The 24,483-nt window shown below is 46.4% G+C and carries 20 protein-coding genes; 12 read left to right on the top strand and 8 right to left on the bottom strand.

From position 1 onward, the window contains the following. Positions 1–57 precede the first annotated feature (57 nt). The 5 genes from dnaN (at position 58) to NL626_RS20695 (ending at position 6,408) form a co-directional block, all read left to right on the top strand. Positions 58–1,158, top strand: a complete 1,101-nt coding sequence (dnaN, locus tag NL626_RS20715) for a DNA polymerase III subunit beta (RefSeq protein WP_005394106.1) — start codon at positions 58–60, stop codon at positions 1,156–1,158. 9 nt (positions 1,159–1,167) lie between these two features. After that, entirely contained in the window at positions 1,168–2,247 is a 1,080-nt protein-coding gene (recF, locus tag NL626_RS20710; protein ID WP_005378839.1) for a DNA replication/repair protein RecF, read from the top strand. Positions 2,248–2,260: 13 nt separating this feature from the next. Further along, positions 2,261–4,678 carry a DNA topoisomerase (ATP-hydrolyzing) subunit B gene (gene gyrB, locus NL626_RS20705; RefSeq protein WP_005378841.1) on the top strand — a complete coding sequence of 806 codons (2,418 nt, stop codon included), beginning with the start codon at positions 2,261–2,263 and terminating at the stop codon, positions 4,676–4,678. 343 nt (positions 4,679–5,021) lie between these two features. After that, positions 5,022–5,438, top strand: coding sequence for a GreA/GreB family elongation factor (locus NL626_RS20700; protein ID WP_017635594.1), 417 nt, complete (start codon positions 5,022–5,024; stop codon positions 5,436–5,438). 532 nt (positions 5,439–5,970) lie between these two features. Continuing rightward, positions 5,971–6,408, top strand: coding sequence for an Hsp20 family protein (locus NL626_RS20695; protein WP_005378857.1), 438 nt, complete (start codon positions 5,971–5,973; stop codon positions 6,406–6,408). Between the two features lie 126 nt (positions 6,409–6,534). On the opposite strand, the gene NL626_RS20690 is transcribed toward NL626_RS20695, so the two are convergent. The 4 genes from NL626_RS20690 to glyQ form a co-directional block, all read right to left on the bottom strand. Then, positions 6,535–7,788 carry a valine--pyruvate transaminase gene (locus NL626_RS20690; protein ID WP_017635592.1) on the bottom strand — a complete coding sequence of 418 codons (1,254 nt, stop codon included), beginning with the start codon at positions 7,786–7,788 and terminating at the stop codon, positions 6,535–6,537. 229 nt (positions 7,789–8,017) lie between these two features. Then, on the bottom strand, positions 8,018–10,102 hold the full coding sequence (locus tag NL626_RS20685) for an alpha-amylase (protein ID WP_253657696.1): 2,085 nt from the start codon (positions 10,100–10,102) through the stop codon (positions 8,018–8,020). A 217-nt stretch (positions 10,103–10,319) separates the two neighbouring features. Further along, positions 10,320–12,386 (bottom strand): glycine--tRNA ligase subunit beta, encoded by a 2,067-nt coding sequence (glyS, locus tag NL626_RS20680; protein WP_005378875.1) that lies wholly within the window; start codon positions 12,384–12,386, stop codon positions 10,320–10,322. A gap of 13 nt (positions 12,387–12,399) precedes the next feature. Then, positions 12,400–13,317 (bottom strand): glycine--tRNA ligase subunit alpha, encoded by a 918-nt coding sequence (glyQ, locus tag NL626_RS20675; protein ID WP_005383818.1) that lies wholly within the window; start codon positions 13,315–13,317, stop codon positions 12,400–12,402. 484 nt (positions 13,318–13,801) lie between these two features. On the opposite strand from glyQ, the gene NL626_RS20670 reads away from it, so the two are divergent. Together NL626_RS20670 and NL626_RS20665 are read left to right on the top strand one after the other, a co-directional pair. Continuing rightward, positions 13,802–14,356 carry a TMEM165/GDT1 family protein gene (locus NL626_RS20670; protein WP_005378877.1) on the top strand — a complete coding sequence of 185 codons (555 nt, stop codon included), beginning with the start codon at positions 13,802–13,804 and terminating at the stop codon, positions 14,354–14,356. A gap of 160 nt (positions 14,357–14,516) precedes the next feature. Continuing rightward, positions 14,517–14,777 (top strand): hypothetical protein, encoded by a 261-nt coding sequence (locus NL626_RS20665; RefSeq protein WP_005378878.1) that lies wholly within the window; start codon positions 14,517–14,519, stop codon positions 14,775–14,777. Positions 14,778–14,821: 44 nt separating this feature from the next. Here NL626_RS20665 and tusA read toward each other — a convergent pair whose 3' ends face one another. Further along, positions 14,822–15,070 carry a sulfurtransferase TusA gene (gene tusA, locus NL626_RS20660; RefSeq protein ID WP_005378879.1) on the bottom strand — a complete coding sequence of 83 codons (249 nt, stop codon included), beginning with the start codon at positions 15,068–15,070 and terminating at the stop codon, positions 14,822–14,824. Between the two features lie 133 nt (positions 15,071–15,203). Here tusA and NL626_RS20655 point away from each other — a divergent pair, with 133 nt between their 5' ends. Together NL626_RS20655 and NL626_RS20650 are read left to right on the top strand one after the other, a co-directional pair. Further along, entirely contained in the window at positions 15,204–15,386 is a 183-nt protein-coding gene (locus NL626_RS20655) for a hypothetical protein (RefSeq protein WP_005378880.1), read from the top strand. A 168-nt stretch (positions 15,387–15,554) separates the two neighbouring features. Further along, the gene (locus tag NL626_RS20650) at positions 15,555–16,499 is read left to right on the top strand and encodes a LysR family transcriptional regulator (protein ID WP_017821924.1); all 945 of its coding nucleotides are present in this window, start codon (positions 15,555–15,557) and stop codon (positions 16,497–16,499) included. 52 nt (positions 16,500–16,551) lie between these two features. Here the strand turns inward: NL626_RS20650 and NL626_RS20645 are convergent, their stop codons facing one another. From NL626_RS20645 to fadB, 3 genes are all read right to left on the bottom strand, one after another. Further along, a complete protein-coding gene (locus tag NL626_RS20645; protein WP_025768943.1) occupies positions 16,552–17,532 on the bottom strand; it encodes an MDR family oxidoreductase in 981 nt (326 codons plus the stop codon). Positions 17,533–17,782: 250 nt separating this feature from the next. Continuing rightward, positions 17,783–18,958, bottom strand: coding sequence for an acetyl-CoA C-acyltransferase FadA (gene fadA, locus NL626_RS20640; protein WP_006743176.1), 1,176 nt, complete (start codon positions 18,956–18,958; stop codon positions 17,783–17,785). A 14-nt stretch (positions 18,959–18,972) separates the two neighbouring features. Beyond that, complete coding sequence (fadB, locus tag NL626_RS20635; RefSeq protein ID WP_253657695.1) at positions 18,973–21,144, bottom strand: fatty acid oxidation complex subunit alpha FadB; 2,172 nt, start codon at positions 21,142–21,144, stop codon at positions 18,973–18,975. Between the two features lie 261 nt (positions 21,145–21,405). Between fadB and NL626_RS20630 the strand changes: the two genes are divergently transcribed. From NL626_RS20630 to hemG, 3 genes are read left to right on the top strand one after another with little or no spacing between them, the layout of a single operon-like run. After that, positions 21,406–22,029 (top strand): YigZ family protein, encoded by a 624-nt coding sequence (locus NL626_RS20630; RefSeq protein ID WP_005378891.1) that lies wholly within the window; start codon positions 21,406–21,408, stop codon positions 22,027–22,029. A gap of 46 nt (positions 22,030–22,075) precedes the next feature. Beyond that, positions 22,076–23,533, top strand: coding sequence for a TrkH family potassium uptake protein (locus NL626_RS20625; RefSeq protein ID WP_005378893.1), 1,458 nt, complete (start codon positions 22,076–22,078; stop codon positions 23,531–23,533). 9 nt (positions 23,534–23,542) lie between these two features. Then, positions 23,543–24,070, top strand: coding sequence for a menaquinone-dependent protoporphyrinogen IX dehydrogenase (hemG, locus tag NL626_RS20620; RefSeq protein ID WP_054577148.1), 528 nt, complete (start codon positions 23,543–23,545; stop codon positions 24,068–24,070). Positions 24,071–24,483 lie beyond the last annotated feature (413 nt).

Below are 24,483 nucleotides of genomic sequence, written 5' to 3'. Positions count from 1 at the left end.
AGAATAACGGTATTCTAAGCAAATCATTTATTGAGCTGACAGCGTAAAGAGCCAAGCATGAAATTTACCATTGAACGTAGTCATTTAATCAAACCGCTACAGCAGGTTTCGGGCGCTTTAGGTGGCCGACCAACTCTGCCAATCCTGGGTAACCTACTTCTTAAAGTAGAAGAGAACGTATTGTCGATGACGGCAACCGATCTTGAAGTAGAGTTAGTAAGCAAAGTGACGCTAGAAGGTGATTTTGAAGCGGGCAGCATTACCGTTCCTTCGCGTAAGTTTCTCGATATCTGCCGTGGTTTACCGGACGATGCGATCATCACATTTGTATTAGAAGGTGATCGCGTACAAGTTCGCTCTGGTCGCAGCCGTTTCTCGTTGGCAACGCTTCCTGCGAACGATTTCCCTAATATTGAAGACTGGCAAAGCGAAGTGGAAGTATCACTGAGCCAAGCTGATTTACGTACGCTGATCGACAAAACTCAGTTCTCGATGGCGAATCAAGACGTTCGTTACTACCTCAACGGCATGTTGTTTGAAATTGACGGCACCACGCTACGCAGCGTGGCGACGGACGGCCACCGTATGGCGGTATCGCAAACTCAGCTAGGTGCGGACTTTGCGCAGAAGCAAATCATCGTGCCACGCAAAGGTGTGCAAGAATTAGTAAAGTTGATGGATGCGCCAGAGCAGCCTGTAGTACTTCAGATCGGTAGCTCCAATGTTCGTGCTGAGGTGAATAACTTTACTTTTACCTCTAAGTTGGTTGATGGTCGTTTCCCTGACTACCGCCGTGTATTGCCTCAGAGCACCAATAAGACACTAATAGCCAGTTGTGACGAGTTGCGCCAAGCCTTCTCTCGTGCTGCGATTCTTTCCAACGAAAAATTCCGTGGCGTGCGAGTGAATCTGGCTGATACTGAAATGCGCATAACTGCGAATAACCCTGAACAAGAAGAAGCGGAAGAGATGCTTGATGTAACCTTTGAAGGTGACGCCATCGAAATCGGCTTTAACGTAAGCTATGTGCTTGATGTTCTGAACACGTTGCGTTGTGAAAATGTACGTGTGTCGATGTCGGATGCTAACGCTAGCGCGTTGATTGAAAATGCCGACGATGACAGTGCCATGTACGTGGTGATGCCAATTCGTCTATAAGCCAACTGAATGCCTCTTTCTCGTCTCATCATTCAGCAGTTTCGAAACATTAAAGCCTGTGATATTGAGTTATCAGCAGGCTTTAACTTTCTTATCGGGCCGAACGGCAGCGGTAAAACCAGTGTCTTAGAAGCGGTTTATCTGCTCGGGCATGGCCGCTCATTCAAGAGCTCTCTCACCGGACGAGTGATACAAAATGAGTGTGACGAACTGTTTGTTCATGGTCGTTTTTTGAACTCGGATCAATTTGAGCTACCTATCGGCATTAATAAGCAGCGTGATGGCTCAACAGAGGTTAAAATAGGCGGTCAATCTGGACAAAAATTAGCGCAGTTGGCACAAGTTCTGCCTCTGCAGTTGATACACCCAGAAGGGTTTGATTTACTGACAGATGGCCCTAAACATCGTCGTGCGTTTATTGATTGGGGCGTGTTTCATACCGAGCCCGCTTTTTATCAAGCATGGGGAAGGTTCAAGCGCCTGAACAAGCAGCGCAACGCGTTGTTGAAAACCGCCAATAGTTATCGTGAGCTCAGTTATTGGGATCAGGAAATGGCAGGATTGGCTGAAAACATCAGCCAATGGCGAGCAAGTTACATCGAGCAGATGAAAACTGTCGCAGAAACTATCTGTCAGACATTTTTGCCAGAATTTGAGATCCAATTGAAGTATTATCGTGGCTGGGATAAAGACACTCCATACCACGAGATACTAGAAAAGAATTTTGAGCGTGATCAGGCATTGGGATACACCTTTAGTGGCCCAAACAAAGCTGATTTGCGCATTAAAGTGAACGGAACGCCCGTTGAAGATGTTCTGTCACGCGGTCAATTAAAACTCATGGTGTGTGCATTGCGTGTAGCGCAAGGGCAACACCTGACAGAGATGGCCGGTAAACAATGCATTTACCTAATTGATGACTTCGCGTCGGAATTAGATAGCCAACGTCGCAAGCGTCTTGCTGACTGCTTAAAAGAGACGGGCGCACAAGTATTTGTAAGCTCTATTACTGAAAGCCAAATCGCCGATATGTTGGACGATAACGGTAAATTGTTTCATGTGGAACATGGCAGGATAGAGTCAAACTAGAAGAGAGAAACTCATGTCTGAAAATTACGATTCATCGAGTATTAAGGTACTGAAGGGTCTGGATGCGGTACGTAAGCGTCCAGGAATGTACATCGGCGATACGGACGACGGCACCGGCCTTCACCACATGGTTTTCGAGGTGGTGGATAACTCAATTGATGAAGCGTTGGCAGGTCACTGTAAAGACATCGTTGTGACAATTCATGAGGATAACTCGGTTTCCGTTAGCGATGATGGTCGTGGCATTCCAACAGAAATCCACTCAGAGGAAAATGTCTCTGCAGCAGAAGTAATCATGACGGTTCTTCACGCGGGTGGTAAGTTCGACGATAACTCATACAAAGTATCGGGTGGTCTTCACGGTGTAGGTGTTTCAGTAGTAAACGCACTATCAGAGAAAGTTGAGCTAACGATTCATCGTGGTGGCCATATCCATACGCAAACCTACCGCCATGGTGAGCCTCAAGCGCCACTAGCCGTTGTGGGTGATACGGATAAAACCGGTACACAAATTCGTTTCTGGCCAAGTGCCGAAACGTTCTCTAACACTGAGTTCCACTATGACATTCTGGCGAAACGCCTGCGTGAACTGTCATTCCTGAACTCTGGTGTGTCGATCAAATTGGTTGATGAACGTGAAGCGGACAAACATGATCACTTCATGTATGAAGGTGGTATTCAAGCGTTCGTTGATCACCTAAACACCAACAAAACGCCAATCATCGAAAAAATCTTCCACTTTAACTCTGAGCGTGAAGACGGCATTTCAGTTGAAGTGGCGATGCAATGGAACGATGGTTTCCAAGAGAACATCTTCTGCTTTACCAACAATATCCCACAGCGTGATGGTGGTACTCACCTTGCTGGTTTCCGTGCTGCGCTAACACGTACATTGAACAGCTTTATGGATAAAGAAGGTTTCTCGAAGAAAGCGAAAACAGCGACTTCAGGCGACGATGCGCGTGAAGGTCTAACTGCGGTTGTTTCGGTGAAAGTGCCTGATCCTAAGTTCTCAAGCCAAACAAAAGACAAACTGGTTTCTTCTGAAGTGAAATCAGCTGTTGAGTCTGCAATGGGTGAAAAACTGTCTGAGTTCCTGATTGAGAACCCGACAGAAGCGAAGATGGTTTGTTCGAAAATCATCGATGCAGCACGTGCACGTGAAGCTGCGCGTAAAGCTCGTGAAATGACGCGCCGTAAAGGTGCACTAGACCTAGCAGGTCTTCCAGGTAAACTTGCAGACTGTCAGGAAAAAGATCCGGCACTCTCTGAACTATACATAGTGGAGGGTGATTCGGCAGGCGGCTCCGCAAAACAAGGCCGTAACCGTAAGAACCAAGCGATCCTACCGCTAAAAGGTAAGATTCTTAACGTAGAAAAAGCACGTTTCGACAAGATGCTATCTTCTCAAGAAGTAGCAACACTGATCACCGCACTAGGTTGTGGTATCGGTCGTGACGAGTACAACCCGGACAAGCTTCGTTACCACAACATCATCATCATGACCGATGCCGATGTCGATGGTTCGCACATCCGTACGCTACTGTTGACCTTCTTCTACCGTCAAATGCCAGAGCTTATCGAGCGTGGCTATGTGTACATCGCTCAGCCACCACTATACAAAGTGAAAAAAGGCAAACAAGAGCAGTACATCAAAGATGAAGAAGCGATGAACCAATACCAAGTATCATTAGCTCTGGACAATGCATCGCTACACGTAAACGCAGAAGCACCAGCATTGGCTGGTGAAGCACTAGAGAAGCTTGTTCAACAGTACAATGCGGGTATTAAACTGGCGGAACGTATGAGCCGTCGTTACCCAAGTGCTTTGGTAAACGAGTTGATTTACACTCCTCGCCTAACGCCAGAGCAATGCCATGACGCATCAGTTGTGGAAGCGTGGACGAAGCAGCTTATTGAACAGCTGAATGCGAAAGAAGTGGGTGCAAGCCAGTACAGCTACGAAGTTGAGCAGCACGAAGAGCTAGGCTTAAACTTGCCTAAGATTGTGGTTCGTACTCACGGCGTGACGCACGAACATGCAATTAGCATCGACTTCCTAAACTCGAAAGAGTACGGCAAGTTGGCTGATCTATCAGAAGCACTTGACGGACTTCTGGAAGAAGGCGCGTACATCAAACGTGGTGAGCGTACCATGCCAGTGGCAAACTTTGCAGAAGCGCTTGACTGGTTAGTGAAAGAGTCAATGCGTGGCTTAAGCCGTCAGCGCTACAAAGGTCTAGGTGAGATGAACCCAGACCAACTTTGGGAAACCACCATGGACCCAGAAACTCGTCGTATGATGCAGGTAACGATTGAAGATGCGGTAGGCGCAGATCAACTGTTCACTACGCTAATGGGTGACCAAGTAGAACCTCGTCGTAACTTCATCGAAGAGAACGCACTGAAAGTAGCGAACCTAGACGTATAACGACACTGTTCGTGATAGTAAAAAGCAGCGAGAAATCGCTGCTTTTTTTGTTGTACCACCAGCTAAAATCGCCACTTTCTGCTAAAGCGGATGTTTTTCTGGTACTAACTGCCAACAACCCGATCAAGCCTGCCACTTTATATCTGTTTTCTTTTTTTCTCGCCATTTTGTTCGCTTGAGCGCTTTTGCTTTCTTTTTTCTGCTCGCTATAGTGCTGAAGAGCTGATGATTAAGGAGACTAAGAAAATGGTGATGACTTTCCTGAACTAAGCCGGAAGTGATGCACTTCCGGTTCAATGCACTGAATTTATTTGTAAGACAAGGCATTAAGAAGGAAATAATCATGTTTGAACGCTGGTTCTCGGCGTACTGCTTGGCGCTGCGAACTTGGTGGTTAACCAGTCGCTTTTTAACCTATCAATCACCACTAAGGTTGTTATCGCTATTTGAAATCTGCGAGCAACAAGCCCATTGCCGTAACCGAGCTCGTATTGCGGTTGGAGACACGGTTCGCTTAGTGGATGTTGAACGCGCCTATCAATATCGCATGACATTGGTCAGCTCGCGCAAGGGGCAACCCATGACAGGTATGCTCGCGGTCGATTCTTATTTGGGGTCTCGACTGTTAGGTCGAGCTAAAAATGATGCGCTCGAAGTGGAAATTTTTAATCAGCGACGCTGCTTTGTGATTACTGAAATTGTTCATCAATCGCAGCCACCAGCTCAGAAAATGCTGTGTGGTTGTCTGTTGTGCCAATAAATAGAGGTGAAGTCATGAGTAAGAAAGAAAAGAAACAACCGCAGTTGAGTCTAAAAGAAAAGCGCAAACTAAAGCAGGAAAAGGCGGCAGAAAAGGGCGTTGTAAAAGCGCGTAAATCCTCCCGCAAGTAAAGTGTAGATTGAGCCCTCCAGAACGGCGGGCTTTTTATCACTGATCGCGAAGTAATGAGGAACTAAGCTGTTCAAGGGGATAGTGGATGCTTTAAAATTTTTTATTTTTTCCCTTGAGAGTCATTTTTGACGACCTTATATCTAGTTGTGAAGAGGGTGACTGGCTTGCTAGAGACTAGAAGACCAGCCCTCTGAAATCGCTAAAACGAGATCGCTCAGAAGAGGATATGGCGTTTTAGCACACAACTTAAACCTTTAGATTCAATATCATGTCTCCGAGCCAAACCAAGGCCAGTGGAATGATAAGAATCTCTTAGTTCGGCGTTGGTTTTTGCATAAACACGCCAGTAGGATGGAACTCATCTGAACTAAGACTATTGCTTAATTAAGAGGATAGATTTATGCGTAATGTAGATTTCTCACCACTATACCGTAATGCAATTGGCTTTGATCGTCTGCTAAACCTGATGGAAGCGAATACAGCGAAAAATACTTCTGGCGGTTACCCTCCATACAACATTGAGCAAAAAGACGAGCACAACTACCGTATTACTATGGCCGTTGCTGGCTTTGCTGAAGAACAGCTCGATCTGACTCAAAACGAAAACATGTTGATTGTGAAGGGCGAACGTAAAGCCGAAGAAGGCAAAAACTACGTTTACCAAGGTATTGCAGAACGCGATTTTGAACGTAAATTCCAGCTAGCGGATTACGTAAAAGTCGTGGGTGCATCAATGGAAAACGGTCTGCTTCATATCGATTTAGTTCGTGAAATCCCTGAAGCCATGCAACCACGTAAGATTGCTATCGGTGGTAACAACCTGATTGAGAACAACTAATCAGTTAACCACCCGGTTATAGAATGAGAAAGAGCGCCATATGGGCGCTCTTTTTAGTTTGGGGTTTTCAAATCCGCTATTTTAAAGCTGTAATTTCAAAGAGAAGAACGGCTGAGTTCAATCCGTCTATTTACCTTCGCGGTAAGCCTTTTCCACTTCTTCAGCGATAATCGCAATGCCTTTTTGCATCATCTCATCATCTTGAACGTAGTTCATACGCAGGCATTGGTGCGCGTGATCCCACTCGTCTTGCTGACCAATAAAGAAATATTCACCAGGGACAATCAATACGCCACGCGCTTTCAAGCGTTGGTACAGTTCCATTGTTGTGATTGGCAGTTCATCAAACCATAACCACAAGAAGATAGCGCCTTCCGGCTTGTGGATGCGGAATCGCTCATCGGTAATTGCTTGTTGGAGCAGTTCAACCGCACGTTGTGATTTTTGCTTGTAGAACGGCTTAATCACCTCTGAACTCAGTTTAAGCAGATCGCCTTTGCCAATTATATGGTTTGCCAGCGCTGGACCAACACTGCCCGGCGCTAGGCTGATGATGCCGTTCATATTGGTTAACGCTTGAGTGATTTCTTCACTCGCAATCACAATGCCACAACGCACGCCCGGTAAACCAAGCTTAGATAGGCTCATGCATAGGATGGTGTTTTCATTCCAGAACGGTTCGACATCTTCAAAGATGATGTTCGGGAAAGGTAGACCGTAGGCGTTATCGATGATCAGTGGGATGTTGTTCTCACGTGCTAGCTTGTCCAGCTTACGTACTTCTTCATCTGTCAGTACATTACCCGTTGGGTTAGTTGGGCGAGACGCGCAGATTGCCGCAACAGAGTCGTCGACGGCGAGTTGCTCAAAATCGACGTGGTATTTAAACAGGCCGTTATCTAACAGCTCGATTTCTGGGTGGTAAGAGATAAAGATATCTTCATCAATGCCAGCATCACCATAACCGATGTATTCAGGCGCGATAGGCAGTAGCACTTTCTTGTGCGAACCGTCTGGCTGTTTACCTGCCAACAAGTTGAACAAGTAGAAGAAGCCACTCTGGCTACCGTTAGTTAGGCTGATGTTCTTTTCGGAAATATCCCAGCCGTAAGTTTCACGGAATAACTGAGCTAGCGCTTTGACGAACGCGTCTTTACCCTGCGGGCCATCGTAGTTGGCGAGGGCGGCGACGAGCTCCCCACTGGCGAGCATTTCCTCACTGGCTTGGTGAAAGTAATCGAGCATGGCAGGAATGGCGGCAGGATTACCTCCACCGAGCATGATAGCACCTGGTGTGCGCAGACCATCATTCAAATCGTCCATTAACTGCGTAATACCTGAATACTGATTAAATTTTTCACCAAACTTTGAGAACTGCATGCTGACTTATACCTAATTCATTGTGATTGCTTTGTGTATGTTTATGCCGATGTTTTATCGGCTTATCGAGTAATCCTTGACCTTACCTCAATGTGTAATTAACGCAAAGTGTGAATTAAGCCGAAAAAGAAAAAAGTGCGTCATCAGACCAGAGGGACGAGACTAAATGGCAAAAAGAACAATAAAAAAGGGAAGCTTATGCTTCCCTTGCTGGTGGAGAGAGTGTGATTTACTCACCGGTGTAAACAATCAGTACCTTGTCGTCTTGGTATTGGCGTTCGAACGCGTAGTAACCTTCTTGATTGCGAGTGATGTGCTTACCTTGAGCAACCGCTGGGTGGCGTTTACGGAATTCACCCAATTTTTGCCAATGTTGCAGCAGATCTTCACGCTCGCCATGAATCTTATCCCATGGCATATCTGAGCGTGTGCCTTGGTGGGCGTCTGAACCAGTAATGCCAAAATCACGAGCTATCTCATCACCGTAATAGATTTGTACTGCACCGGGAGCCAGCATCAGAGCATTCGCGGCACGTGCTTGGTCATCAAAGCTGCGACTGCGCGCTGACCAAAACAGTTGTGTATCGTGTGAAGATAGGTAGCTCAACACGTTGAACTCAGGATCGGTATTGATGCGTTCTGCATAGCGGCGGTAATCATTATCAAGTTGAGCGAAACACTTCAGCGCTTTTGGTGCTACGTCAGATTGGAACTCGAAGTTGATGATGGAATCGAAGCCGTTATCGAAATACGGGCTTTTCACCACGCTGTGTGCCCACACTTCACCCGTCATCCAGAAAGGTAAGTCATCCAAGGCTTTGTCCGGGTTGTTTTGCTTCCACTGGGCAAGCGCTTGGGTGGTGCTGGCTTTCAGCTCTGCCCACGCTTCCATTTCAACGTGTTTTGCGGTGTCGACACGGAAGCCGTCAATGCCGTAGTCACGTACCCAATCGGATAACCAGGTAATCAGGTGTTCACGTGGGGTTTGCAGCTCATCTTGCGCATTGGTGTCTTTATTGCGGAAGAAGTTTGGTAATCCGGTTTTCTGAGTCGATTCGGTTTTTAGATCCGGTAGGTAGTTCAAAGACATGGTGATGTCGTTGTAGCCCGGAGCATCGTAGTCGCCAATGTCGGTGCGTACCCAATCTTTGCCCCACCATTTATCCCACGCTTCGCTATCACCGTATTTGATGTAATCGTTGAAGCTGTGCCAGCTTTGTCCTGATTTTGGCTGCCAATCGGTCCATTTCTCACCGAGGACTTCTTTGGCTTCTTGGTCATCAAGGTAAAGCTGACCAAATCCGAATTCCTGCATGTCTGCTAATGTCGCATAACCTGTGTGGTTCATGACTACATCCCAAATCACGCGGATGCCTTTCTTATGAGCGGTATCGACGAAGGTTCTTAGTTCATCTTCGGTACCCATGTTGGCATCAAGCTTGGTCCAATCTTGATGGTAATAGCCGTGGTAGCCGTAGTGCTTAAAGTCGCCTTTATCGCCGCCGCCAACCCAGCCATGGATTTGTTCCAGTGGTGAGGTTATCCAGATAGCATTCACACCAAGTGATTCGATGTAATCGAGTTTTTTCGTTAGGCCCGCTAAGTCACCACCGTGGAAGGTACCAATCTCGTATTTTCCATCTTTGCTGCGACCGTAGCTGTTGTCGTTGTCTGGGTTACCGTTGTAGAAGCGGTCGGTCATGACGAAGTACACCGTCGCGTTATCCCAGCTGAATGGTTTCTCGGCTTGCTGTTCAACTTCTTCTAGCAGCAATAGACCTTGGCTCATAGGACCCGGCTGCATAGTGATGCTGCCATTGGCGACTGTGGCTTCTTGTCCGGTTAAGGCATCGCGAACGACAGTGCCATCATTAAAGGTTTGAGCAACATTGATGGTTTTTGGCGCGTCAGTTGCGACAGGGCAAGAGTAGGTGATGTCCTGACTCTGTTTTGGTTTGATTTTTACCGTCAGCTCATTGGTGGTTGGATTGAGCGTAAATTGATAGGTATTGGCTTTGAAGATGCGCAGCGGCATTTGTGCATCAGTGGCGCAGTTATCCATTTTTAATGGACGATTGAACTTGATGCGATCTTCTTCTGCTAGGGCAAAGCTACTGCCACAGTTTTGCTTGCTGTCAGCAATGGTAAAGGTGTAACTGCCTTTTTCGAGTTTTTGCTCGGCGACAAGTAAGCCTTGTGAGTTTTCTTCAAAAACAGCGGTGTCATCACCAACGCTTAATACGATGGCATTTTCTGGAATCTGGCTGCAGGCGCTCAGTAGACCGATAGAGAGTGCGAGAATTGTTTTTTTCATTGTGTCCTTCCCCCGAATAAACAGTCCAGTTATAGCAAAACTGTGCCTCTACAATCCGAGCTCTATACCAACAAGTTAAACGCGTCTCACCCTACAAATTTTCGTCTTGTTCACAAAATGAATAATAAGCGTCACCTTCATCGGTTTGAAGGCAACAAAAAAGGGAAGCATCTGCTTCCCTTTTAGTTATTTCTTAATCACTTCGAAGAGTAATGAATTACTTTTGAAGCAAAGAAATGTCTGCGATCTGTAGGAACAGGTTACGCAGGTTGTTCAGTAGTGTCAGACGGTTCTTCTTAAGTGCTTCGTCGTCTGCCATTACCATTACGTTATCAAAGAACGCATCAACTGGTTCACGTAGGTCAGCTAGCTTGCTTAGGGCTTCTTGGTAGTTACCTGTAGCAAATGCTGGCTCTAGCGCTTCAGTCATTACTTCAACGCTTTCTGCTAGTGCTTTCTCTGCGTCTTCTTGTAGAAGTGCTAGGTCGATGTCTGCTGCTAGTTCGCCGTCGAATTTCGCTAGGATGTTACCTACACGTTTGTTCGCTGCTGCTAGAGACTCTGCTGCTTCTAGTTCACGGAAGTGAGAAACCGCTTTAACTCGTTGGTCGAAGTCTGCTGGCTTAGTCGGACGACGAGCTAGAACTGCTTGAATGATGTCTACACTGAAGCCTTCGTCTTGGTACCAAGCACGGAAACGACCAAGCATGAACTCGATAACGTCTTGCTCAACGTTGTCGTTGGTTAGGCGATCGCCAAACAGTGACTTCGCTTTCGCTACTAGGTCAACAAGATCTAGGTTGTAGCCGTATTCAACGATGATACGTAGTACACCTAGAGATGCGCGGCGTAGTGCGAATGGGTCGCTGCCTTTAGGCGCTTGACCAATACCGAAGATACCTACGATAGTGTCTAGCTTGTCTGCCATTGCAACTGCTGTTGAAACGCCGTTTGATGGCAGTTCATCACCTGCGAAACGAGGCATGTATTGCTCGTTCAGTGCTACTGCAACTTCTTCTGCTTCACCGTCGTGACGAGCATAGTGCATACCCATAACACCTTGAGTATCCGTGAATTCGAATACCATTGAGGTCATTAGATCACATTTTGCTAGTAGACCAGCACGCTTTGATTTCTCAACGTCAGCACCGATTTGCTCAGCAATGTAGCCAGCAAGTTCTGTGATGCGGTCTGTTTTGTCTTTGATCGTACCCAGTTGCTTTTGGAAGATCGCTTGCTCTAGTTCAGGCAGACGGTCGATAAGCGGACGCTTACGGTCTGTGTTGAAGAAGAATTCTGCGTCTGCAAGACGAGGACGAACCACTTTCTCGTTACCTTCGATTACGTAACGAGGCTCTTTTGATTCGATGTTCGATACGAAGATGAAGTTAGGTAGTAGCTTCTTGTTTTCGTCGTAAACAGGGAAGTACTTCTGGTCACCTTTCATGGTGTAAACCAACGCTTCAGAAGGCACTTTTAGGAACTCTTCTTCAAACTTCGCTGTTAGTACTACTGGCCATTCAACCAGAGACGTTACTTCTTCTACTAGATCATCTTCTAGGTCAGCGATACCGCCAACCGCTGCTGCCGCTTTTTGTGCGTCAGCTAGGATGATTGCTTTACGCGCTTCGTAATCTGCCATTACTTTACCGCGCTCTTCTAGGATCGCAGGGTATTGTTCAGCAGAATCGATAGTGAACTCTTGCTCACCCATGAAGCGGTGACCACGGATAGTGCGGTCTGAAGCGACACCAAGGATCTCGCCTTCGATTAGATCGCTGCCCATTAGCATGGTTAGCGTCTTAACTGGACGGATAAATTGAGTCGTTTTGTTACCCCAGCGCATTGGTTTTGCGATAGGTAGGTTTGCTAGTGCTTTCGCTGCAAGTTCAACTACGATCTCAGACGTTGGCTGACCTTTCACTTCTTGTTTGAACAGTAGCCATTCACCTTTGTCTGTTACCATGCGCTCTGCTTGGTCAACCGTGATGCCACAACCGCGTGCCCAGCCTTGAGCCGCTTTTGTTGGGTTGCCTTCCGCGTCAAACGCTGCAGAAACCGCAGGACCACGCTTCTCAACAACTTTGTCAGACTGGCTGTCCGCTAGTGCTGCAACTTTAAGTGCAAGACGACGAGGTGCTGCGAACCATTTCACGCCTTCGTGAGCAAGCTCAGCGCCTTTTAGTTCTGCTTCGAAGTTTGCTGCGAATGCTTCAGCTAGAGTGCGAAGTTGCGTTGGTGGTAGCTCTTCTGTACCTAGCTCGATTAGAAATTCTTTTGCCATGTTACTCTACCCCTTACGCTTGTTCTTTCTTACACATTGGGAAGCCTAGAGCTTCACGCGATGCGTAGTATGCTTCTGCAACTGCTTTAGTCAGGTTGCGGATGCGTAGGATGTAACGTTGGCGTTCAGTTACTGAGATCGCTTTACGTGCGTCTAGTAGGTTGAATGCGTGACCGGCTTTTAGAATGCGCTCGTAAGCAGGTAGTGGCAGTGGCTTTTCAAGCTCAAGCAGCTCTTTACACTCTTTCTCGCACTGTTCGAAGAAACCAAATAGGAATTCAACGTCTGCGTGCTCGAAGTTGTAAGTCGATTGCTCCACTTCATTTTGGTGGAAGATATCACCGTAAGTCACTTTGCTGCCATCTGGTGCGATGTTCCAAACGAGGTCGTAAACAGAGTCTACTTCTTGGATGTACATTGCTAGACGTTCGATACCGTAAGTGATCTCACCAGTTACTGGCTTACACTCAAGACCACCAACTTGCTGGAAGTAAGTAAACTGGGTCACTTCCATGCCGTTTAGCCAAACTTCCCAGCCCAGACCCCATGCGCCTAGTGTTGGGTTTTCCCAGTTGTCTTCTACGAAACGGATGTCGTGTACAAGAGGGTCAATACCAAGAACTTCAAGGGAGCCAAGGTACAACTCTTGAATATTGTCAGGCGATGGTTTTAGCGCTACTTGGAATTGGTAGTAGTGCTGAAGACGGTTAGGGTTTTCACCGTAACGGCCATCAGTAGGACGACGTGAAGGTTGTACGTAAGCTGTCGACATTGGCTCTGGGCCAAGCGCTCGTAGACAGGTCATTGGGTGAGAGGTACCCGCACCCACTTCCATATCTAGCGGTTGAACAATGGTACAACCATTTTGAGCCCAATAATCCTGCAGCGCGAGGATCATTCCCTGGAAGGTTTTGATATCGTATTTTTGCATAAGTCAGGTTCGCGCGATTCTCTTGTTACTCGTTAATTCGTCATCTATGCCGAGTTTTTCAACTCTAACAACGGCGATAAAGAGTAATTACGGTTGAATAAATTAACAATCTAGTATAACCAGATATTGAGCATGGGAGTAGAGCTAATCTTGATTAATTCGTGGGCGATTTTCTCCTTTAATGAATTTTTACCGCGTTATCTGCTGTATTTTTCCTAAAAGGGAGTTTTTGCCTGCTTTGGCTCTTGAGAAGCGCAACAAAGGTGGCTAGAATTGCGCCTGTCTTTGGGGAGTAGCTTACCTGATGAAGTTTCTGTTTCATCTGGTTCGTCCGTCAACATAATTGGTGCAAAATCACCATGGCGTTCGAGACTTGAAGCCTTTCAAGTTTAGCAAGACCTTAGACAAATCATCACGAACCGGGGTAGGGGCGTGAGGTTTGTCTTCGGTTAAAAATAATAATCCCTGCCCCAATGAGCATGTCGTGAGCGTTTTAGCTATTTCAATTACTACTGTAGCGTTAGCAGAAATTGGCGATAAGACCCAATTGCTATCTCTATTACTTGCAAGTCGTTACCGAAAACCAATCCCAATTATTGCAGCAATCTTTTTGGCAACTATTGCCAACCACGCTTTGGCTGCATGGTTAGGTGTGGTTGTCGCAGACTATCTATCACCTGAGATTTTAAAGTGGGTGCTGGTGGTCAGTTTTGTCGCGATGGCGGCTTGGGTTCTGATCCCGGACAAACTGGATGATGACGAGCAGATTTCTAATCGAGGCCCATTTATTGCCAGCTTTATCGCGTTCTTCGTTGCGGAGATAGGCGATAAAACTCAGATCGCCACTTCCATCTTAGGGGCGCAATACGCGGATGCGTTAAGTTTGGTGATTATCGGTACCACAATCGGTATGCTGCTGGCGAATGTACCTGTGGTCCTGATTGGTAAATTGTCGGCCGACAAGATGCCTTTAGGGCTGATCCGTAAAATCACCGCATTTTTGTTTATTGCTCTGGCAATAGGGGCTGCACTGTTCTGATTTTTTGCACGTGAAATGATGTGAGTTATCAATCATTAGTGGCGTGCTGCGCGAGTTCAAACTCTGACTCTAAATCGTTCCGTTGCGTGACGGATGACATATAAGTGTCATACTTGTCATGGTAGTTTAATGGTGTGAATGATAGCGAGAGGGCAAGTTTATGCTTACACGTTACATGGGGATGTCCCCGAAGAGTCAGAGTTATTTATTCACTTTTGGTTTAGCGCTGTGTTTACTAGCGATGGTGCTAACTGATATGTGGTTACCGATTGTAGCAGGATCGTTCGTCCTTACTGGATTGACAGTAGAAGCGTGGATTCGTGTCGCTCACATCATTCCTATGCATGAAGAGATGCGGGCAATGAAGAAACAACTTAACAAGCTCCAATCAGAAGTTCGCACACTCGAATACGACGAATAAACAAACGGCAGCCAATATTGGCTGCCGTTTTTAGTTCGACCAGATTATTCCAATCCTTTCTTGATCAGGTACTGATACGGAACTTGCTCCGTTTGTGCCGCAACTAATTGGTGGTCCATAAAGCGGCAGAAACTCGGAATGTCTCGAGTTGTGGATGGATCGTCTGCTTTGACCAGCAAAATCTCACCATCTTGCATGTTGCGAATTGTCTTCCTGACCATCATCACTGGCTCTGGGCAGCGCAGTCCTTCCGCCTCTAATGTCTTGTTTGCCAGTTCAGGATTAAAGCTCATAGTGTGATTCTCGTAACTAACTGAGCGTTGAATTTTACTTTCGTTGAAAAAATATTCAATAACCACTTGGCAAACCGAATTTTTTGTTTTACCTTAAATTAACAATTTGGTAACAACTGGCAAGGGAGAGGCAATGTTAACAGCGTTAGACAGACTTACGATTTACTCAGTGCTGTGTTTTATCTCGTTTTGTGCATTGGTACTCAGGACGCCAGCTGACACCTCTTTGACGCCTCTAGTAGGCATGGTTGCCACTATTATTGGGATTTGGATCGAGATGCGCAGATGGTCTGGCGCATCTGAGCAAGAAAATTAGCGCTTCTTGCTTGGATCAGAATGCTTTTAATAACGCTCACCTATTTTTTACCGACACTTCATTCCGACACTATCCCCATTTTTCTTGGGCTTCCCCGCTGAAAGGCGGGATTTTTTTTGCCTAAAGAGTACAATTTACCCAAACACATACAAAATAAGTGGCTAATTCGTGGAACTGGAAGATATCTATCGCCGAGATTTAAATTTACTGGTTGCGTTGCGAGTACTGATAGAAGAAAACAGTGTCAGTAAGGCGGCAACACGTCTGAACTTGAGTCAATCGGCAATGAGTCGTGTGCTTGGTCGTCTACGCGACTTATTGGGAGACCCGCTGTTTACTCGTCAGGGACAGCATTTGATCCCAACTCAGAAAGCGTTAGAGATCGATCGCTCATTGGGCGAGCCATTAGAGTCTTTACGTCAGTTGTTATCTCCGGTTGAGTTTGACCCATTGCAATGCGTACAGACTTTCAACATCGTGACCACCGATTATGCCATGCAAACGATCTTACCGTTCGCTTTGCCGAGAATTTACCAAGAAGCACCAAACGTGTCTTTCAACTTCTTACCACTGCAACACGACCGTTTATCAGATCAGCTCACTTATGAAGGTGCAGACTTAGCGATTTGTCGCCCGACAGGCCCGGTGGAGCCTCTACGCAGTGAAGTGTTGGGGCGAGTGGGGGTGCTGTGTATGCTTTCAAAACAGCATCCATTAGCGAATAAAGAAATGAGCTTGGATGATTATCTGAGTCATCCACATGCCATGATCGCCATCAGTGATGGTGTTAAGGCACTGATCGAACAAGCTTTGATGGAGAAACCTAAGCGTAAAATGGTTCTGCGGGCGTACCATTTAGAAGCCGCATTGGCGATCATGGATACCTTGCCAATTATCATCACAGTGCCAGCGGACTTGGCGTATCTGGTTGCCGAGCGTTATGACTTGGTGGTGAAACCGTTACCATTCCAATTCACGCCGTTTGAATACTCGATGATTTGGCATGCGCGTTGCGAGCATTCTCCCGCTCAAGAATGGTTAAGAACGATTGTGCGTGAAGAGTGTAGCCGTCTGATAGCTAAACGTATCGAAGATATGGGACTGAACTGCTAACAAAAAAGAGCCAGCAATGCCGGCTCTTCGTCTGTTTACACTGAGTCAGTGTTTATAGCTTGATAACCACACGACCCGTTACTTGACCGTTGGTGATGTCTTCTGCATATTTCGGTGCTTCAGCAAGAGCAACTTCAGTACACGCTTGCTCGAAGTAGCTGTCTGGTAGTAGCTCGACCAGCTTTTCCCATGCAGCGATACGTTTCTCTGTTGGGCACATTACTGAGTCCACACCTTGTAGGCGAACATTACGTAGGATGAACGGCATCACTGTGGTTGGTAGATCAAAACCACCTGCAAGACCACAAGCTGCAACTGCACTGTTGTAATCCATTTGCGCCAATACTTTTGCTAGTACTTTGCTGCCTACAGTATCAACCGCACCTGCCCATACTTGTTTTTCAAGCGGACGTGCTGGTTCTTCAAATTCAGTACGGTCGATGATGCGGCTAGCACCTAGTTTTTCAAGTAGCGGGCCGTTTTTCTCTACACGACCTGTCACTGCAGCAACTTTGTAGCCAAGCTGTGCTAGAAGCGTTACTGCGACTGAGCCTACACCGCCACTTGCGCCAGTTACTAGGATTTCGCCATTTTCAGGTTTGATGCCTGCATCAAGCAGTGCTTGAACACACAGCATACCAGTGAAGCCAGCAGTACCAACCATCATTGCTTTCTTGCTGTCTAGACCTTTTGGTAGTGGTACTAGCCAATCCGCTTTTAGACGAGCACGCTGAGACATACCACCCCAGTGGTTTTCACCCACGCCCCAGCCAGTAAGGACAACTTTGTCACCAACTTGGTAGCGGTCGTCTTCTGAGCTTACTACCGTACCTGCTAGGTCAATACCTGGCACCATCGGGAAGTTACGGATGATTTTACCTTTACCTGTGATCGCAAGACCGTCTTTGTAGTTTAACGATGAGTAATCAACGTCAATCAGAACGTCGCCTTCAGGCAGTTGTGTTTCATCGATTTGCTCGATGTTAGCGATAGTACGTTTGTCTTCTTGATTTAGAACTAGAGCATTAAACATAAGGTTCTCCGATTGTGCGGTAGCATGACTCTGGGTCACATGCAGCAAGATATCAACTGGTCTAAGTGTATGTCTTCTTTGTCTATGAATAAAATGAAACTTGAGCATTTAATGTATGCTCTTCATGCATGTTTGATGTAAAACAAAGGGCGACATCAATTGTCGCCCTTAAGTGTAATACTAAAAATTTTAGTACTAGTTCATTTGCTTATGATTGTTGGCTCGATCACTACAACAACGTCTTGAACTGTTATGGTCGTTCAAATACTGTCGCAATGCCCTGACCCAAACCGATACACATGGTGGCCAGACCGTATTTCGCGTCTTTCGCTTCCATTAGGTTGATCAGCGTTGTTGAGATACGTGAACCAGAACAGCCTAGTGGATGACCCAATGCTATCGCACCACCGTTAAGGTTGACCTTCTCATCCATAACATCAAGCAGGCCTAAGTCTTTAGCACACGGCAGAGACTGCGCGGCAAATGCTTCGTTTAGCTCAACCACATCCATGTCTTCAATTGAAAGACCGGCACGCTTGAGCGCTTTTTTCGTTGCAGGTACAGGACCGTAACCCATAATAGAAGGATCGCAGCCCGCAATGGCCATGCCTTTAATACGTGCACGAATCTTCAAGCCAAGTTCATTGGCTTTCTCTTCACTCATGATCAACATCGCTGATGCACCATCGGACAGAGCCGATGATGTACCGGCTGTTACTGTACCGTTTGCAGGGTCGAACACTGGGCGAAGTTGAGATAGACCTTCAACGGATGTTTCAGGGCGAATCACTTCGTCGTAATCCAGAGTGAACAGTGTGCCGTCTGCTGCGTGGCCTTCAATTGGTAGAATTTCGTTTTTAAAACGACCCTCTACGGTTGCTGCGTGCGCACGAGCGTGAGAGCGAGCGGCAAACTCGTCTTGTTGCTCACGGCTAATACCATGTAATTTACCAAGCATTTCAGCCGTTAAGCCCATCATGCCCGCAGCTTTTGCTACGTTCTTTGACATACCTGGGTGAAAGTCTACACCGTGGTTCATTGGCACATGCCCCATGTGCTCAACACCACCAATTAGGCAGATTTCAGCATCGCCAGTCATGATGGCACGTGTACCGTCGTGAAGCGCTTGCATTGATGAGCCACACAAGCGGTTCACCGTCACGGCGCCAATTTCAATCGGCAGACCAGCAAGCAGCGCCGCATTACGTGCAACGTTAAAGCCTTGCTCTAGTGTTTGCTGTACACAGCCCCAGTAGATGTCTTCAATCTCGCTTGGGTTCACTTGTGGGTTACGCGCAAGAATGCCTTTCATTAGGCGCGCAGATAGATCTTCTGCTCGTGTATGACGGAAAGCACCACCTTTAGAGCGACCCATTGGAGTACGTAGACAATCGACTACGACAACATTTCTTGTTTGATTAGTCATTTTAGAATCCCTCCTTAGATAGAACCTTGCTGTTGTGCACCGTAAAAGCTTTCACCTTTCGCCGCCATATCAATCAGCATTTGCGGTACTTGGTACATCGCACCTAGCTCGGCGTGTTGTTTTGCCATTTCAACGTATTCAGCAATACCCACGCTGTCTAGATAGCGGAATACGCCACCGCGGAATGGAGGGAAACCAAGACCATAAATCAATGCCATATCTGCTTCCTGCGGAGTCGCGATGATGCCTTCTTGTAGGCACAGCACCACTTCGTTGATCATTGGAATCATCATACGTTGAATGATGGTCTGATCGTCAAAGTCCTGCTTATCGGCACAAACGTCAGCAAGTACCGGTAAGATCGCTTCGGAGAAGGTTTTCTTCGGCTTACCTTTTTTATCTATGGTGTAGCTGTAGAAGCCATTACCATTTTTCTGACCATATTTGTCTGCTTCGAACAGTGCATCAATCGCATCACGACCTTGTTTACCCATACGCTCAGGGAAACCGTCAGCCATCACAGCTTGTGCGTGGTGCGCGGTATCAATGCCGACTACGTCAAGCAAGTACGCCGGTCCCATCGGCCAGCCAAACTTACGCTCCATGACTTTGTCGATTTTCGTAAAGTCAGCACCATCACGAAGTAGCATGCTGAAGCCGCCAAAGTATGGGAACAATACTCGGTTAACGAAGAACCCTGGGCAGTCATTAACGACAATTGGTGATTTGCCCATTTTCGCAGCATACGCCACAACACGATTGATGGTTTCATCAGAGGTGTGCTCACCACGGATGATCTCAACAAGAGGCATACGATGCACTGGGTTGAAGAAGTGCATACCACAGAAGTTTTCTGGGCGTTTTAGTGATTTTGCCAATAGGTTGATAGGAATCGTCGAGGTGTTTGAGGTGATAACGGTGTCGTCACCGACATGGGACTCAACTTCACTCAAAACTGCTGCTTTTACTTTCGGGTTTTCAACGACAGCTTCAACAATCACATCAGAGTTTTCAATACCTGCGTAATGTAAGCTCGGTGTGATTGACGCTAAAATACCCGCCATCTTAAAGCCATCAATGCGACCGCGAGATAAGCGTTTATTCAGCAGCTTAGATGCTTCAGTCATGCCTAGGTCGAGCGACGCTTGTGCGATGTCTTTCATCAAGACTGGCATACCTTTTAGCGCTGATTGGTAAGCAATGCCGCCACCCATGATACCTGCACCTAATACGGCTGCACGTTGCGTGTCTTTACTTGCTGACTTCGCTGCTTTTTTCGCAATGCCTTTGATGTATTGATCATTAAGGAATAGGCCAACGAGTGATTTTGCTTCTTCCGATTTAGCCAATTTCACGAAGTGCTTACGTTCAATGTCTAACGCTTCATTACGTGCAAAGCGAGCACCTTCTTCAATCGTGATAACGGCTGTCATTGGGGCAGGGTAGTGAGGACCTGCTTTTTGTGCCACCAGACCCTTCGCCATGGAGAAGCTCATCATTGATTCAAGCTTACTCAGCGTTAGCGGAGATGTTTTCTGTGCTCGGCGTGCTTGCCAGTCAAGTTTCTCATTAATTGCAGAGTTAAGAGTTTGTAGTGCTGATTCGTATAAAGCATCAGTCTCTACAACAGCATCGAGTAAGCCAATTTTCAATGCTTCATCAGCTCGGCATGCTTTACCTTGGGTGATGATTTCCATTGCGCTGTCTGCGCCAATAACGCGAGGTAAGCGTACACAACCACCAAAGCCCGGCATGATTCCCAGTTTCGTTTCTGGTAGGCCGATGCTGGTGGTTTTGTCACCAATACGCATGTCTGTTGCTAGCACACATTCACAACCGCCACCAAGAGCGTGGCCTTTGATCACTGAGATGGTCGGAACGGGTAAGTCTTCTAATTTGTTAAAGATGCTATTAGCAAATTGCAGCCATTGGTCGAGCTCGGCATCCGTTTTAGCAAACAGACCTAAAAACTCGGTAATGTCTGCGCCTACAATGAATGCGTCTTTATCTGAAGTGAGCAACAACCCCTTGAGGCCTTGATGGGCAATGAGCGCATCAAGAGCTTTATCTAGCGATTCTAATGTCGCTAGGTCGAGTTTGTTGACGGATTTTGGAGAGCAGAAGCTTAGCTCTGCAATACCATCTTGTATTTCCTTTACCTGTAGGGTTTCGGCTTGGTAAATCATTGTCTATCTCCATGACATACAATCGTGGATTGTCTGTATACCTATTTCAACGACGCCGTGTACCTCGGCAAATAGGTATCGAGGAAGTCGTTTTATTTTTGTTCTGGTTTGACCAGTAAAGTTAGTTTGGATCGTGGATTGTTTAATTTCAATACATTTTTTAAACAAGTGTTTAACATTGTGCGCTGTGGCAGATCTTATGCGACGGGTAAATCACACTCGTGATAGACTTCAGGCAAATAGACCTGAATCCATAATCCTATGAATGACAAGCCTTATCTGATTCCAGCAGAGCCCGCTCAATTTGAAGAAGAAATTAAAAAGAGCGTATTCATTACTTATTTAGCGCACACGCCAAGTATCGAAGCTGCAAAAGCATTTGTTGATCAAATCAAAGCTAAACACGCTGATGCTAGACATAACTGTTGGGGCTTTGTTGCTGGTCGCCCGGAAGATTCAATGAAATGGGGCTTTAGTGATGATGGGGAGCCGTCCGGAACAGCAGGCAAACCAATCCTGGCGCAGCTGTCTGGATCTGGGGTGGGGGAGATCACGGCTGTGGTCACGCGATACTCTGGTGGAATCAAGTTAGGTACAGGCGGCTTGGTTAAAGCGTATGGGGGTGGGGTTCAACAAGCGCTCAAGCTGCTTCAAACTATTGAGAAAAAAATAACCACAAAGCTCAGACTAACGTTAGACTATGGGTTTATGCCTATCGCACAATCAATCATGCCGCAATTTGGCGCGATAGAAGTCGAGGCTGAATACAGCGATCAGGTCGTATTAGTGGTGGAAATTGAGCTTCGAGAAGTGAGCGCGTTTACCCAAGCAATCATCAATAAAAGCGGGGCAAAGGCAATTGTCACTCCGCTAGACGGACAATAATGAAAAACAGGAAGCAACAGGGACAGCTTCGCTAGTCAATTTATCCATGCAATTTCGTTCAATTATTCGAATCGTCGGGCTACTGCTCGCACTCTTTAGTGTCACTATGCTTGCGCCAGCACTCGTTGCGCTGATCTATCGAGATGGTGCTGGTGTGCCTTTTGTCACGACATTTTTTGTTCTGCTGTTTTGTGGGGCCGTTTGTTGGTACCCAAACCGCAGGTATAAGCACGAGCTTAAAGCTCGAGATGGCTTTCTTATTGTCGTCTTATTCTGGACAGTACTTGGCAGTGCAGGCTCGATCCCCTTTCTCATTGCTGACAACCCGAACGTCTCAGTGACAGATGCGTTTTTTGAATCGTTTTCTGCTCTCACGACGACCGGGGCGACCGTTATTGTTGGTTTGGATGAGTTACCTAAAGCGATTCTATTCTATCGACAGTTACTGCAGTGGTTCGGCGGTATGGGAATTATCGTATTAGCTGTGGCGATTTTGCCAGTACTTGGCATTGGTGGTATGCAGCTTTACCGCGCCGAGATCCCTGGTCCAGTCAAGGATACTAAAGTGACGCCGCGCATAGCAGAAACTGCTAAGGCGCTTTGGTACATCTATTTGAGCCTGACTATCGCCTGTGCTTCGGCTTTTTGGTTAGCTGGTATGACGCCATTTGACGCCATCAGTCACAGCTTTTCCACCATTGCTATCGGTGGCTTCTCTACGCACGATGCCAGCATCGGATACTTTGATAGTTACGCGATTAACCTGATTACGGTGGTTTTTCTGCTTATATCTGCGTGTAATTACACACTGCACTTTGCTGCATTTGCATCAGGTGGCGTACATCCCAAGTATTACTGGAAAGATCCTGAGTTTCGCGCCTTCTTGTTTATTCAAGTGCTGCTATTTATCATTTGCTTTCTATTATTACTGAAACATCACTCTTACACATCGACATACGATGCTTTCGATCAGGCTCTGTTCCAAACCGTATCAATATCCACAACAGCGGGCTTTACGACAACAGGTTTTGCGGATTGGCCGCTCTTCTTACCTGTGCTGTTATTGTTCTCTTCCTTTATAGGTGGTTGTGCTGGTTCAACAGGCGGCGGCATGAAAGTGATCCGTATCCTTCTTCTTACCTTACAAGGTGCGCGTGAACTAAAACGTTTAGTCCATCCACGCGCGGTTTACACCATCAAAGTAGGTGGCAGTGCCCTACCGCAACGTGTTGTCGATGCGGTTTGGGGCTTCTTTTCCGCATACGCATTGGTATTTGTGGTTTGTATGTTGGGGTTGATTGCAACAGGAATGGATGAGCTCAGTGCGTTCTCGGCGGTGGCTGCGACTCTGAACAACCTCGGTCCTGGCTTGGGAGAAGTGGCGCTTCACTTTGGTGATGTTAACGACAAAGCAAAATGGGTATTAATAGTTTCTATGCTGTTTGGTCGTTTGGAAATCTTTACCTTACTTATTCTACTTACGCCGACGTTTTGGCGTAGCTAAGGGGAAATCGTGGCAAAAGCATTATTTCTATACTCTTCCCGCGAAGGGCAGACTAAAAAAATTCTCCACTATATAGATGAACAACTTCCAGACTTCGATTGTGAGCTGGTGGATTTACATAATGTCGAGACGATTGACTTCAGCCAATACGACAGAGTATTGATAGGCGCCTCTATTCGCTATGGCCATCTTAATAAAAAGCTATACCAGTTTATTGAGCGAAACCTCAATCAATTGGAGCAAAATAAAGTGGCATTTTTCTGCGTAAACCTAACCGCTCGTAAAGAGGACCAAGGAAAGGATACACCTGAAGGTAGTGCCTACATTCACAAGTTCCTAATTAAGTCGCCTTGGAAACCAACGCTAATAGGTGTTTTTGCTGGTGCACTTTATTACCCACGTTACAGCTGGTTCGACAGAACTATGATTAGGTTCATTATGTCGATGACGGGTGGCGAAACTGATACGACCAAAGAGGTGGAGTACACCAATTGGGAAAAAGTGGCTCTTTTCGCAGATAAATTCAGAGAACTGTAGAAATAACGTGCTCTTTTGACCGCTTTTGATGCAAATTTATCCGAACGATAAAAAAATCAAAAAAAACGAGAAAAAGGGCTTGCCAATGTGATCGCAATCTCTATAATGCCACCTCGCTGACACGGCAACGCTTCGAAGCTTAAGTTTCGAAAGTAAGAAGCCAAGTTAGCAAGCCAAATTAGCCAAGCGGAAACGCTTGAAGAAAGTTTGAAAAAAGTGATTGACACTAAACTTTAACTCGCTAAAATGGCCGTCCTGTTTTGAGTAAAGCTCAACAGGAAAGCTCTTTAACAATATAGACCTATCAATCTGTGTGGGCACTCGTTGATGATAATCCAATTCGATACTTCGGTATCAAATTAGGTTTCAATGAAACGAAGTGACCATTGAATCTTCGGATTCAGCACAGTCAA

The sequence above is a fragment of the Vibrio sp. Y58_MX_L22 genome (genome assembly GCF_024181865.1).
In the GTDB taxonomy this organism is placed as follows: Bacteria; Pseudomonadota; Gammaproteobacteria; order Enterobacterales; family Vibrionaceae; genus Vibrio; species Vibrio alginolyticus.
This window is presented reverse-complemented; position numbering and strand designations above follow the sequence as displayed.

What these genes read in the sequence shown, in the direction of transcription:
- dnaN (WP_005394106.1), top strand. Translation starts at nt 58, where the DNA reads ATGAAATTTACCATTGAACGTAGTCATTTAATCAAACCGCTACAGCAG.
- recF (WP_005378839.1), top strand. Translation starts at nt 1,168, where the DNA reads ATGCCTCTTTCTCGTCTCATCATTCAGCAGTTTCGAAACATTAAAGCC.
- gyrB (WP_005378841.1), top strand. Translation starts at nt 2,261, where the DNA reads ATGTCTGAAAATTACGATTCATCGAGTATTAAGGTACTGAAGGGTCTG.
- NL626_RS20700 (WP_017635594.1), top strand. Translation starts at nt 5,022, where the DNA reads ATGTTTGAACGCTGGTTCTCGGCGTACTGCTTGGCGCTGCGAACTTGG.
- NL626_RS20695 (WP_005378857.1), top strand. Translation starts at nt 5,971, where the DNA reads ATGCGTAATGTAGATTTCTCACCACTATACCGTAATGCAATTGGCTTT.
- NL626_RS20690 (WP_017635592.1), bottom strand. Translation starts at nt 7,788, where the DNA reads ATGCAGTTCTCAAAGTTTGGTGAAAAATTTAATCAGTATTCAGGTATT.
- NL626_RS20685 (WP_253657696.1), bottom strand. Translation starts at nt 10,102, where the DNA reads ATGAAAAAAACAATTCTCGCACTCTCTATCGGTCTACTGAGCGCCTGC.
- glyS (WP_005378875.1), bottom strand. Translation starts at nt 12,386, where the DNA reads ATGGCAAAAGAATTTCTAATCGAGCTAGGTACAGAAGAGCTACCACCA.
- glyQ (WP_005383818.1), bottom strand. Translation starts at nt 13,317, where the DNA reads ATGCAAAAATACGATATCAAAACCTTCCAGGGAATGATCCTCGCGCTG.
- NL626_RS20665 (WP_005378878.1), top strand. Translation starts at nt 14,517, where the DNA reads ATGCTTACACGTTACATGGGGATGTCCCCGAAGAGTCAGAGTTATTTA.
- tusA (WP_005378879.1), bottom strand. Translation starts at nt 15,070, where the DNA reads ATGAGCTTTAATCCTGAACTGGCAAACAAGACATTAGAGGCGGAAGGA.
- NL626_RS20655 (WP_005378880.1), top strand. Translation starts at nt 15,204, where the DNA reads ATGTTAACAGCGTTAGACAGACTTACGATTTACTCAGTGCTGTGTTTT.
- NL626_RS20645 (WP_025768943.1), bottom strand. Translation starts at nt 17,532, where the DNA reads ATGTTTAATGCTCTAGTTCTAAATCAAGAAGACAAACGTACTATCGCT.
- fadA (WP_006743176.1), bottom strand. Translation starts at nt 18,958, where the DNA reads ATGACTAATCAAACAAGAAATGTTGTCGTAGTCGATTGTCTACGTACT.
- fadB (WP_253657695.1), bottom strand. Translation starts at nt 21,144, where the DNA reads ATGATTTACCAAGCCGAAACCCTACAGGTAAAGGAAATACAAGATGGT.
- NL626_RS20630 (WP_005378891.1), top strand. Translation starts at nt 21,406, where the DNA reads ATGAATGACAAGCCTTATCTGATTCCAGCAGAGCCCGCTCAATTTGAA.
- NL626_RS20625 (WP_005378893.1), top strand. Translation starts at nt 22,076, where the DNA reads ATGCAATTTCGTTCAATTATTCGAATCGTCGGGCTACTGCTCGCACTC.